Annotated in this window: 11 protein-coding genes and 1 pseudogene (1 of these 12 running past the window's edge); 6 read left to right on the top strand and 6 right to left on the bottom strand. The window is 59.6% G+C overall.

The genetic code is table 11. The features are described 5' to 3' along the window. Positions 1-142 carry the final stretch of an aminoglycoside phosphotransferase family protein gene (locus CX511_RS06645; RefSeq protein ID WP_101293685.1) on the top strand. It extends 665 nt beyond the left edge of the window, so only the last 142 of its 807 coding nucleotides appear in the window; the start codon falls outside the window, past its left edge; it ends in the stop codon at positions 140-142. 50 nt (positions 143-192) lie between these two features. Continuing rightward, positions 193-1,083, top strand: coding sequence for a formate/nitrite transporter family protein (locus CX511_RS06640; protein WP_101293686.1), 891 nt, complete (start codon positions 193-195; stop codon positions 1,081-1,083). A gap of 6 nt (positions 1,084-1,089) precedes the next feature. On the opposite strand, the gene CX511_RS06635 is transcribed toward CX511_RS06640, so the two are convergent. Next, entirely contained in the window at positions 1,090-2,193 is a 1,104-nt protein-coding gene (locus CX511_RS06635; RefSeq protein WP_045185877.1) for an MBL fold metallo-hydrolase, read from the bottom strand. A gap of 126 nt (positions 2,194-2,319) precedes the next feature. Between CX511_RS06635 and CX511_RS06630 the strand changes: the two genes are divergently transcribed. Next, positions 2,320-3,396: a diguanylate cyclase gene (locus CX511_RS06630; RefSeq protein ID WP_101293687.1), complete on the top strand. Its 1,077-nt coding sequence runs from the start codon at positions 2,320-2,322 to the stop codon at positions 3,394-3,396. 56 nt (positions 3,397-3,452) lie between these two features. Continuing rightward, entirely contained in the window at positions 3,453-6,035 is a 2,583-nt protein-coding gene (locus CX511_RS06625) for a bifunctional diguanylate cyclase/phosphodiesterase (RefSeq protein ID WP_101293688.1), read from the top strand. Positions 6,036-6,098: 63 nt separating this feature from the next. On the opposite strand, the gene CX511_RS06620 is transcribed toward CX511_RS06625, so the two are convergent. Then, entirely contained in the window at positions 6,099-6,422 is a 324-nt protein-coding gene (locus tag CX511_RS06620) for a DUF2025 family protein (protein WP_045185849.1), read from the bottom strand. A gap of 203 nt (positions 6,423-6,625) precedes the next feature. On the opposite strand from CX511_RS06620, the gene CX511_RS06615 reads away from it, so the two are divergent. Then, positions 6,626-7,840 carry a GAF domain-containing sensor histidine kinase gene (locus CX511_RS06615; protein ID WP_045185846.1) on the top strand — a complete coding sequence of 405 codons (1,215 nt, stop codon included), beginning with the start codon at positions 6,626-6,628 and terminating at the stop codon, positions 7,838-7,840. Here CX511_RS06615 and CX511_RS06610 read toward each other — a convergent pair. Continuing rightward, the gene (locus tag CX511_RS06610; protein ID WP_101293689.1) at positions 7,779-8,696 is read right to left on the bottom strand and encodes a LysR family transcriptional regulator; all 918 of its coding nucleotides are present in this window, start codon (positions 8,694-8,696) and stop codon (positions 7,779-7,781) included. The two genes, CX511_RS06615 and CX511_RS06610, sit on opposite strands and share 62 nt — an antisense overlap. Before the next feature lie 163 nt (positions 8,697-8,859). Here CX511_RS06610 and CX511_RS06605 point away from each other — a divergent pair. Then, positions 8,860-8,961, top strand: a pseudogene (locus tag CX511_RS06605) (short-chain dehydrogenase); the annotation flags it as partial. 28 nt (positions 8,962-8,989) lie between these two features. On the opposite strand, the gene CX511_RS06600 reads toward CX511_RS06605, so the two are convergent. From CX511_RS06600 to CX511_RS06590, 3 genes are read right to left on the bottom strand one after another with little or no spacing between them, the layout of a single operon-like run. Next, positions 8,990-9,859, bottom strand: coding sequence for an efflux RND transporter periplasmic adaptor subunit (locus tag CX511_RS06600; protein WP_045185842.1), 870 nt, complete (start codon positions 9,857-9,859; stop codon positions 8,990-8,992). Positions 9,860-9,871: 12 nt separating this feature from the next. Continuing rightward, a complete protein-coding gene (locus CX511_RS06595; protein ID WP_045185840.1) occupies positions 9,872-10,078 on the bottom strand; it encodes a DUF1656 domain-containing protein in 207 nt (68 codons plus the stop codon). Continuing rightward, positions 10,065-12,053 carry an FUSC family protein gene (locus tag CX511_RS06590; protein ID WP_101293690.1) on the bottom strand — a complete coding sequence of 663 codons (1,989 nt, stop codon included), beginning with the start codon at positions 12,051-12,053 and terminating at the stop codon, positions 10,065-10,067. The genes CX511_RS06595 and CX511_RS06590 overlap by 14 nt, the downstream gene beginning before the upstream one ends. Between the last annotated feature and the right edge of the window lie 25 nt (positions 12,054-12,078).

The raw sequence follows: 12,078 nt of genomic DNA, 5'->3' as shown, positions 1-12,078 counted from the left end.
ACGCCAACGCTTGCTGCAGTGGATCGTTGCCTGGTGCGGGTTGTCGGCAGCCTGGTTCCAGGAAGACGAGGACCAAGAGGCCGTCGAGCAACGACTAAAAGTGGCGCAGCAGGCACTCAATGCACTGGCGGCAGGCAACTAATCGGGCTCCGCGCTGATCTGTAGATAAGGCACCCCATGTGAGCCACTGCCATGAGCGAGACCGAAAGCAGCAAAACCCCGGGCCTGTCGGCGGACGAAGAGCAGGAAGTCAGCCACAACCAACCGCCGCGCGCGGCGGTGTTGCACGAGATCATCCGCTACCAGGGTGATCAGGAACTGGAGCGGACAATTGCCGCCCTGTGGTGGTCGGCACTGGCTGCTGGCTTGAGTATGGGGCTGTCGATGATGGCCATGGGTCTGTTCTATGCGCGTCTGCCCGAGGGTGAAAGCAGCCAGGTGATTGCCAGCCTTGGCTATTCAGCCGGTTTTCTCGCAGTGATTCTGGCCCGCCAGCAACTGTTCACCGAAAACACCCTCACCGCCGTGCTGCCCGTCATGACCGAACCCACGCTGAGTAACCTTGGGCGCCTGTTGCGCTTATGGTCGGTGGTCCTGCTCGGCAATTTGGCCGGCACTCTATTGGTGTCTTATGTGATGTTGTACCTGCCGATTTTCGACAGCAAGACCGATGAAGCCTTTCTTGATGTCGGTCGCAAGGTAATGGAGAACGACCTCGGCCAGATGTTCGCCAAGGGCATTATCTCCGGTTGGATGATCGCCACCATGGTCTGGATGATCCCCGCCATGGAGCACGCCAAGATCTGGATCATCCTGATGATCACTTACCTGATGGCCCTGGGCGATTTCACCCATATTGTTGTCGGCTCGGTGGAGGTTTCCTACCTTGTCTGGGCCGGCGAGGTCAGTTGGCAGGTGTTCTGGCTGAACTTTGCCGCGCCCACGCTGGTTGGCAACATAATTGGCGGCAGCTTTATCTTCGCCCTGATCAGCCATGCCCAGGTACGCAGTGACAGCGGCAAGCCCCCTTCTCAATTGTCGGTCCTGGACAAAGAAAAGCTGCGTAGGCGCTCTCAGGAGTAGCCCGAGTCACTTCAACGCTTTCATCGCCATGACCCGCTCACTCGTCCCTTGCGGCTGGCGCAGTGGTTTAGGTAACCACCAGGCTGGACCGCTGTGGGGTTGATCAAGGCTGACCCGCTCGCCCATCTGCGGGGTACTGAGCGGCACCTGGGCAGCATTGGCCAACGCCAGAATGCGGTCGAACGGCTCATGCCAACTGTGCACCGAAAGATCGAACGTGCCGTTATGGATCGGCAACAGCCAGCGCCCGCGCAAGTCCTGATGCGCCTGCAGGCTTTGTTCGGGCTGCATGTGCACGTTGGGCCATTCAAGGTTGTAGGCCCCGGTTTCGATCAGGGTCACGTCAAACGGGCCGTACTGCTCGCCAATCTGCTTGAAACCCTCGAAGTAACCGGTATCACCACTGAAGAACACCCGCAGGTTCTCCTCCAGGATCACCCAGGATGCCCACAACGTGCTGTTGCTGTCGAACAGGCCGCGCCCGGAAAAGTGTTGCGCCGGGGTGGCAACGAAACGGATACCGTCGACCTGGGTTTCCTGCCACCAGTCCAGTTGTCGCACCTTGGCAGCCGGCACCCCCCATTCGATTAACAGGTCACCGACGCCCATCGGCGCGAGGAAATGCTCGGCGCGATCGGCCAACTGTCTGATCGCCTGTTCATCAAGGTGGTCATAGTGGTCGTGAGAGAGGATCACCGCAGTCAACGGTGGCAGTTCTTCCAGCTTCAGCGGCGGCGGGTGAAAACGCTGCGGACCGGCCCACTGCACCGGCGAGGCGCGCTCAGCAAATACCGGGTCGGTAATAAAGAAGCGATCATGCAGTTTCAGCAATACCGTGGAATGCCCCAGACGCCACAGGCTGCGATCCGGTGCCTCAAGCAATTGCTGGCGCCCCAAAGGCTGGACAGCGATGTCCACATCCGGCCGGGTTCCTGCTGGCTTACCGAGAAGCAGAAACTTGAAGCCGATGCGCAACTTTTTCAGCGCGCTGTCTTGCGGTAATGGGCGCAGGTTGTGATACCGCCCATCCTGGCGCAACGCCGGTTCACCGGCCTTTGGGGGAAATGGGGCCATGACTAGAAGCACTCCGAGGATGAGGGCGAGTTTCATGTTACCCCGAGGTGGCTGCATCCACTGTGAAATGGCTTGTAAGGCCATTTTTCAACAGCCTGCGATTGTTCAACAATATTCACACCTTTTATGCGATAAACGGCGTCCCGGAACAGACCAGCGACCATGATGGATAATAGAAGCGGCAAGGGACTTTCATTTGTCAGGAGGATCTACCTGCCGCGCATTATTGGCTTGGGTATCGGCATGCTTGCCGTTATGGCCGGTATTTCCGGCCTGGACATCCCGCAATGGGCCTGGGTGCTGCTGCTGTTCAATGGCCTGATCTGGCCCCATCTGGCCTTTCAACTTGCTCGACGCGCTGGCGTGCCGTACCACGCCGAGTACCGCAACCTGCTGTTCGATTCGTTGATGGGTGGGTTCTGGACCGCAACCATGCAGTTCAATCCCCTGCCCAGCGTGACGATCCTGGCGATGATGGCGATGAACAACTTCGCCGCAGGCGGTCAGCGCCTGTTCCTCAAAGGGCTGCTGATTCAGGGCCTGGGTGGGGGGCTTTCGATCGCCCTGTTCGGCGCCGGTTTGCAGTTGCAGGCCACCCCCATGCAGATCTATGCGTGCCTGCCGATGCTGACGCTGTACCCAATGGCTGTTGGCTGGGTCTGCTACAACCTGGCGATGAAACTCGCTGAACATAAACGCCGCCTCAGCGCCCTGAGCCGCACCGACAGCCTCACCGGCCTGCTCAACCATGGTTCCTGGAAAGACCTGCTGCAACTCAAGTTCCAGATCTGCCAGCAGCAACACTGCCAGGCGGTGATTGCCCTTATCGACATCGACCATTTCAAAGCCATCAACGATACCTACGGCCATGTAGTTGGCGACTGCGTGTTGACCCAGCTCAGCAGCGAACTCAAACGCGGCCTGCGCGAAGATGACCTGGCTGGCCGCTATGGCGGCGACGAATTTTGCCTGATTCTGCCCAATTCCGATGTTGAACAAGCCCGCCAGACCATGGAGCGACTGCGCGAGCGGATCGGCAGCTACCGTAACCCACAACTGCCGGCGTTGCGGATCAGCTTGAGCATTGGCCTGGCCAGCTGCCGCGAAGACTTGACGGATGCCGAGGCGTGGCTAAACGAAGCCGATAAAGCCCTGTATGTCGCCAAAAACAGTGGGCGCAATCAGGTCAATTTCTCCCAACCGGACCTCACAACGCTGAAGCTGGCCTATCCTCAATGAACGTTCGCCCCGCGGCGTAACCGTCGGGACGCAGTTCACCAAGGATGTGCATGCGTATGGACAGGATCGTCGAGGTTTCGCCTACCAGCCCACCCCCCAGCCTGCCGACACGTAAACTTATTGCCAGTATTGCTGCACTGTTTGTCCTGGCCTGCCTGATTGCCCTCGGGGCACTGTTCAACGTCGCCTCCTCTTTGAACGCCAACGAACGCGAGAAAAGTAGCTTCTATGCGCACAAGGCACTGGAGCAACGGCTCGAAGCCGCCCGCCAGTTCCTCTCCAGCTACGCCGTGTGGGATGCTGCCTATGAACACCTTAATGGCACTGCCGACCTGCACTGGGCCTACGAAGAAGAGAACGTCGGCGACTCGTTGTACACCGCCAGCGGTTTTGAAGGCGTGTTTGTAGTCGATGACCTCAGCACTAAATATGCCTTGTTCAAAGGCCAGCTTAGCAGCGCACCGGCCAGCACCTATATAGAAGAGCCGCTGGAATCGATCATCACCCAGGCGCGAGGCGTTGCCGCCGACCGCCAGCAGATTACCCGCCACGTCCTGTTCAATGGCTGGCCTGCGGTGCTGGTAGCGGCTGCGATCCGTCCTGATGATGAACTCCTGAGCATTGACCCGCGCACCACCTCGGTGATGATATTCGTCGACCAACTAACGGCGGAAAAGCTGGTCAACCTGGGCACCGGCGCAGGCTTGAGCGGCATGCACATTGAGAAAATTGGCAAACTGTCTGCCGATGCATCCAGCCTGCCCTTGGGCGATACCGGCTACCGCCTGGAATGGCTGACGCCGCGCCCGGGTGATCAGTTGCTCTGGGGGGTAATGCCACCGCTGCTCGGCGCGATGCTGGTGCTGGGCCTGCTGATGGTCTACTTCTTCCGCTACGCCTTGCGCACCTCGCAGAAAATCGACAGCACCCTGGAGCGCCTCCAAACCAGTAACCTGGCGCTGGAGGCCAGCGAACAGCGCTTTCGAGCCGTAGCTGAAGCCGCCTCGGACTGGATCTGGGAAACCGACCGCCACCATCGCTTGAGTTATCTGTCGCAGCGCTTCGTCGCCGTTACTGGCTTCAACACCAATGACTGGCTGGGCCAACCGATCAATCAACTGCTCAGTTGTGAAACCACCCCCCTCACCCTCTGGCTCGACAACCAGGCTGATCCCGACTCTGCGCAAATGGCCAACCTGCGTTGCGGCTATCGCGACCAGAATGGTCATTTACGTTTTTGCCGGGTGTCGGCCCGCTCGATCATGGCGGGCAACAAACTGATCGGTTTTCGTGGCACCGCCAGTGACATCACCGATGAAGTCGCCGCCCATGCCCACATTCAGCACCTGTCCATGCATGATGCGCTGACCGGCCTGGCCAATCGCAACAAGCTCTCACGTTTTCTCGAACAAGCCCTGCTCAAAGGCCAGGACGCGACTCCGTTGACGCTGTTGCTGCTGGACCTGGACAGTTTCAAACCGATCAACGACTCCCTCGGCCATGCCGCCGGCGACGCGGTGTTGCTGGAAGTCGCCACCCGCCTGCGTGAATCGACCCGCGACGGTGATCTGGTGGCCCGCCTGGGCGGTGACGAGTTTGTCCTGGTAATGAACGGCATGGACAGCCGCAACGAAATCGACCGCTTTTGCGCCCGCCTGATCGACAACCTGCATCAGCCGATCCACTTCGAGGAACAGATTCTGCACATCGGTGCCAGCCTGGGTGTTGCCCAGACTCGCCTGCAGGGCTTCGATGCCGGCGAACTGATCCGCTGCGCCGATATTGCCCTGTACCAGGCCAAGGCCGACGGCAAGAACACCTGGCGCTACTTTTCACCCGAAATGAACGACCAGATCCAGTACCGTCGGCAACTGGAAAATGACTTGCGCAAGGCACTGAAGAACAATGAGTTCGTTCTTCACTACCAGCCACGCTATCGATTGGAGACCCTGGAAATCGTGTCAGTCGAAGCACTGGTGCGCTGGCAGCATCCGCTGGAAGGGCTGCTGGGCCCGGACACCTTTATTCCATTGGCTGAACAGACTGACCTGATCGTACCGCTGGGTCGCTGGGTGTTGCGTGAAGCCTGCGAGACGGCTCGCAGCTGGCCGGAGCATCTGCTGGTTTCGGTCAACCTGTCACCGGCACAGTTCTCCCGTAGCGATGTGGTCAGCGATGTCTACAAGATTCTGGTCGACACGGGTTTCCCGGCCCAGCGTCTGGAGCTGGAAATCACCGAAAACGTCATGCTCAACGATATCGAAGGGGCCCTGGGCACCATGACCGCCCTCAAGGAGCTGGGCGTGCGGTTGAACATGGATGACTTCGGCACTGGCTATTCGTCACTGGGTTACCTGCGCACCTACCCGTTCGATAGCATCAAGATCGACAAACGGTTCATTGCCGGCTTGAGCAGTGATGGCAATGACCGTGCGGTGGTCCAGGCAATCATCAACCTGGGCAGGGCCATGGGCCTGACCGTCACGGCCGAGGGGGTGGAAACCGAGCAGCAGCTCAACGCCCTGGGCAAAGAAAAGTGCCACGAGGTCCAAGGTTACTACCTGAGCAAGCCGGTCGATAAACACGCCTTTGAACAACTGCTGCATAACCCCGGCAGCAATCGCACGGGGGCCTCCTAACCGCTAGTTGATTCGTAGCCGCAGCCTGGCGGCAGCGGCTACAACTGGCCAAAAAGGCCGCAGTTATGACTGCAGACGGCGCTGCGCGGCGATCTCCGGCAGGTCGCGACGACGCAGGTAAACCCGCAGCGGCTCACTGACATTGAGCCGCTCGTCAACATTTTGCGCCAGCAGTATTTCGATAAGTTCCCGGCTCAGGGTCATGACCTCACCCTCGCCCGCTTGCCAGACAAATTCGCTGCTGGGAGTGATGCTGTCATCGGCGACATCCATGCCGAACGAGTCTTCACTAAAACGCACGATGTGCTTGCCAAGCTTGCGGTGAAAGCCGACAAACCCCTTGAGCTGGTCGGCGGCGGTACAGATGTCCTGTGATGTGATGTGCATGTCAAACCTCACTGAAGCACCCACTTGGATGCTGGGCGAAAGGGATTGGCACGCGGGCATTGCTGGTCACTCTCTGACGGAGCGGCTCAACGCCCAAGATTAATGGAAAAACCTGGTCGGCGGGTACGGATTTTTCGCCCAGCTCAGGCGAGGTCGCTAGACTTAACCCACACTTCTCATTCAAGCCCTACCGTGGAAGCTTCATGAGCAACGCCATCACGTCCGACATCGCCACGATTGGCCGAATCAATGCGGTGCCCGCCATCTTGCAGGTGATCTGCGAATCCACCGGCTTGCGCTTTGCCGCCGTTGCTCGGGTGACCGAGAACAGCTGGACCGCCTGCGCCGTACTCGACACCCTGGGTTTTGGTTTGAAAGTGGGCGGCGAACTCGATCTGACCACGACCTTGTGCCACGAAATTCGCGGCAGCCACCAGACCATCGTGATCGACAAGGCCAGCGAGGATGAACAGTATTGCAACCACCACACCCCACGCACGTACGCGTTCGAAAGCTATATTTCAGTGCCGGTGTTTCGCACTGACGGCAGTTTTTTTGGCACCATCTGCGCCCTTGACCCTCTGCCTGCGGCGCTTAAGGGCAGTGCCATCCAGCCGATGATGGAATCCTTCGCACGCTTGCTGTCGATCCAGATCGAGAGTGAGGAAAACCTCCAGAGAACCGAAGAGGCCCTGCAAAAGGAACGCGCCATCGCTGAACTACGTGAACAGTTTATCGCCGTGCTCGGCCATGATTTGCGCAACCCGTTGTTTGCCATCACTGCCGGGGCGGAACTGCTGACGCAACGTCTGCAGGACGAAAAAAGTCGCACCATTGCCCAACACATCCTCACCTGCGGCCGGCGCGCCACGCAGTTGGTGCGCGATGTCCTGGATTTTGCCCGAGGACGCCTGGGTAATGGCATCACTGTCAATATCCAGCCTTGTCCGGACCTCGGTGAGGCACTCAGGCATGTTGCCTCGGAACTGCATCACGTTCACCCACAACGGCAAATCAATTTGCACATCGGTGATCTGAGTGGGATCAATTGTGATCGCGAGCGGATCACCCAATTACTGTCAAACCTGCTTGCCAATGCTCTGGCTCATGGCGCTCAGGATCAACCGGTGGACGTCACGGCGCAGATTCGCGAGGATGCTTTCGTGCTCAGCGTGCATAACGTCGGTAGCCCGATTGCGCCACAAATCCTCGCGCAGCTGTTCCAACCTTTTTCCCACCCACTCAACGACACCGTACGCGCAGGGTTGGGGCTTGGCCTGTACATCGCCAACCAGATCGCCCTGGCCCATGGTGGGCGCATGGAGGTGATCTCAAGCCAGGAAGCCGGAACCTTGTTCAGCTTCCACCTGCCACTGGGTCCAGACGCGGCTCAAGCAACGCTGCCAGCCAATCAATGAAGGCACGCAACCTGGGTGGCACGTGTTGTTGCCGGGCATAAAGCAATGACACTGGCATCGGTGGCGGTACGAAATCTGCCAACAACGGCACCAGCTCACCAGATTGCAGGTACGCTTGCAGACCTGCCGCTGGTGCCTGGATCAGTCCGAGCCCAGCCACACAGGCACTTTCATAAGCTTCAGTACTATTGACGGTGATGCTCCCGACCATGGGTTGAACCTGTAAGGCACCGGCTTGCAGGTACTCGAAACCCGGACTGCGGCTGCCGAGGTTCTTCACATAGTGGATCAATCTGTGGTGATGCAGGTCTGCCACGCTTGTGGGTACGCCATAGCGTTGCAAGTAGCGCGGGCTGGCGCAGTTGATCTGGGCCAGGACACCCAGCGGGCGGGCAATCAGGTCCAGGTCGCTCAAGGTACCAATACGCAGCACGCAATCAAAGCCCTCGCGCAGCAGGTCAACCTGTCGATCGGTGCAACTGATCTCCAACTCAATGCCAGGGTGGCAATCCACGAACTGTGGCAGCTCAGGCAGAATGATGCGCCGCGCCATCAAGGTCGGCAGATCGATGCGCAAGTGGCCGCTCAACGCGGCTTGTTCACGGTGAAACAGCCCTTCTATCTCATCCATGCGCGACAACAGGTCTTTGCTACGCTCGTACAGGTGCAAGCCATCCTGGGTCGCCTGGACCCGCCGCGTCGTGCGGTTGAGCAAGCGCGTACCGAGCAGGTTTTCCAGGGCCCGGACGTGTTCAGAGACCGTTGATCGAGGCAGCCCCAGACTCTCGCCGGCCAAGGTGAAACTCGACAGCTCGCTGACCCGGACAAAGGTACGTAACAGCTCCAGTTTGTTCATGACGGCGGGCTCGATTGTTCGCAAGTGCCGACCAGTATTTCCGAGGTGTGTGGATTTATCAGTAGCTAACCGACCAATAGACTTTCCGCGACGCCCCACCCTCCCCGAGGTACAGCACATGAATCGGAAAATCGCATTGATCACCAGCGCCAGCCGTGGCCTGCTGTGCAACATCCAGCTCAAGGGGCCGTTTTTTCTCACGCAACGCTTGCTGCCCCTGATTGCCGACCTCAATGGCCAGCGCCTAGAGGTTTCCGGTGGCATGTTTCTGTGAGCGATCGGTACAGCGCTGATTAACGCTGCACCGGGTCTTCGCGTACCTGTACGCTGGCAGTCATGCCAGCGCTCAAGGTCATGCCATCAGGGAGCTGCTCCAGTTTGATCCGCACCGGAATGCGCTGCGCCAAGCGCACCCAGTTGAAGGTCGGTTCGACTTCGGCGAGCAACTGGCTGTCGGGGTTGGCATTGCGGTCGGTGATGCCGCGGCTGATGCTTTCAACCTGCCCCTGGATGGGCTCGCCGGCACTCATCAACCAGACCTTGACCGGGTCACCGACACGAATGCGCGGCAGCTTGGTTTCTTCGAAATAAGCCTGCACATAGAACGTCGAATCATCGATCAGAGCCATAACCGGTTCACCGGCATTGACGTAGTTACCCTCGGCCAGACGCAAGTTGGTGATGTGGCCATCGCGCGGCGCTTTGACTTGACTGCGGGCCAGGTTAATCGCCGCTACTTTGACCTCAGCTTGCGCTTCACGCAGTTGCCCGCGTGCCACCGCAGCGTTGATCTGGGCGTTCTCGCGCAGCTCGGCGCTGATCGCCTGTGGCCCCAGGGCGACACGCCGCGACGCTTCATGCTCGCGCAAGCGCAATTGATGCTGGCGGGTCTCAGCCACCGCGTTGGCCTTTTCGAGGGCAGCTTCAAAGCGATCACGATCGATCGACATGAGCAACTCACCCGCTTTGACCTGCTGGTTGTCGTGCACCTTGAGCTCGCGGACCCAGCCTGAGACGTCGGGGGCAATGATCACCACGTCGGCACGGATTTTCGCATCGCGAGTCCAGGGCGTGAGCATGTAGTACTGCCAGAGCTTCCAGCCGGCAAAGATCGCCACTACCACCAGGCACAGAGTTACTGCGATACGCAGCAATGCACGCATGAATCACTCTCCTTACAAAGGCCCCAGCCCGAGGGTTACCAGGGTCAAAACACAAATGAACAATGCGCAATCGAACAAGGCTTCATGCCAGATCCAACGCCCCACCGGGGTCAGGCGCAACAGTAGACGCACGGCACCGGTCAGCACCAAGGCCAGCAACACATAGATCAAAAAAGGGCTGAGCAACACACCGCCCAACGCCCACTCACGCAAGCCCATGGATTTCCTCCTGTCGACGGCACCATTTGCCCCAACTGCGCTGCAACTGCAGCACCGCCCCTTGTGCCAGGCGCAGCGGATCGCTGGGTGGCTGACCTTGCAAGGCGTCTATAAATGCCTCGCTGGCCGCATCCAGGCGCTTGCCTCTGCCCGGCGCCGGTCCCCGTGAAAGCACGCTTTCCAGTTGCTGCAGGTAATCGCGCTCGGCGTTGCCGATCGGCGCCTGCGCAACTGCCAAACAATGGCGCAAGTGCAACAGCTCATCACCGATATCCAGGCCATGAATACCATCATCCCAACGCTGGCGCTGCGGCTCGGTCAAGGCCGAATAGTGCCGCGCCATTTGCAACAAGCGGTCGGCCATGCGCCCCCCGAACCAGGTTTCAGCCCCGCGCAGGTCGCGGCGAGTCAGGCGTACCAGGTCACTCTGGGTTGCCGCACGCAGGCGCCGGCCGTGCCAGGCCGGGTTGTGCAGCACCAGCAACTTGAACGCCAGGACTGCTGCGCCTACCCCCATCAACATTGCCTGAGCGCTGTTGAGAAAGGTCGCGACTTCAAACTCCATAGTGTTGAGAGGCGCCACCAGGACAATGAAATGCAGGCAATAAGAAGTGGCCGTGGCCCCGATGCGCGGATTGGCCATCCCCAAGGCGCCAAAGAACAAGGGCACACCCATGGCCATGCACAACATGGCAAAGCCACTCCACTGTGGCAGCAGAATCTGCCCAACGAAAAATGCCACCGGTATGGCCAGGAGTATCCCCCGCAAGAAGCTCATGCCTATCTGGGCGCCGTTCTCGCGGCTGGCAAACAGGCTGCATACCACACAGGTCAGTACCAGCCCGCCAGGGGCTGCGGGCCATGCGGTGGCCAACCAGAAACTAGCCATGGCCAGAAACGCCAGGGCGCTGCGCGAACCGAACAACAGTGCCAGGGGCAGATCACGGTGCGCAGCGAGACTATCAGGGGCATCCACCGGCGCTTTGCCCTCCTCCACCGCCCGCAGGGCCAAGGTTGCGGCCATGGCGTTGTCGAGCAATAACGTCAGGCGGGCCAGGCAATAGTGTTCGGCCGAGCTGATGCGCTCATCGTGCGCCGCATCCCAGATCCGTTGGCGCAGCACTAACAGGCCGGCCTGGTCGGGTGCGCACAGGGCGTCATGGACCTCGTCCAACCACGGTTGCAGATGTTGCGCCTGAACCTCATCCAATTGCTGCCACTGGCGCCTTACCGACCGGGCGATGCGCAAAAGAATCAGCAATTTTTGACTCAAGCCGCGGATAGCCCTGGCCCGCTGTCGGCCAAGACTGCCCTCGAACCAGGCATGCTCACGTTGTGCGTCAACCGCGACAATCCGCCCGAGAATCTCCAGCAGGCCTTTACGTGCCTGGGCTTCGCCGGTCAATGTCGCGCTGGCCGCCTGCAAGCCACTGATCCAGGCTTGGTGCGCCTGACCACTAAGCTGTTGTTCAACGCGCATGGGCCAGAGCACCGCGCTGGTCACGGTGGCGCAGACAATCCCCAGGCAGATCTCGGTGCAGCGCGCCACCGCCTGATCGAACACGGCCAGCGGATGACTGATCGCCGGTAACGCAATGATCGCCACGGTGTAACCGGCCAATACAAACGAATAGGCCCAGGCACTGCGCAATAATGTCGAACATGCGGTACACAGCGCCAGCCACAGTGCCAGGGCCAGCAGAAACAACCAGGGCGTCTGAGCAAACAAGCCGATGAACAGCACCGACATGACCGTACCAACCAAGGTACCGCACAGCCGTGCCAGGCCTTTCTGCAAGACCATGCCGGACAACGGCTGAGCCACAATGAACGCCGTCATCAGCGCCCAGGCCGGTTGCTCCAGGCCCCAGCGCAGAGCCAGCCACAAGGCCAGGCCACCGCCCAGCAGGGTTTTGATCGCAAATTGCACGGCGAGTTTATTGGGCGCCAACAGGGCCTGCAAAGTGATGGGCACGAGACGAACCTTGGGTAACAGTGAT

Source organism: Pseudomonas sp. S06B 330, assembly GCF_002845275.2.
GTDB lineage: Bacteria > Pseudomonadota > Gammaproteobacteria > Pseudomonadales > Pseudomonadaceae > Aquipseudomonas.
Note: the sequence above shows the minus strand (reverse complement) of the source record. Positions and strands in the feature narration are given on the sequence as shown.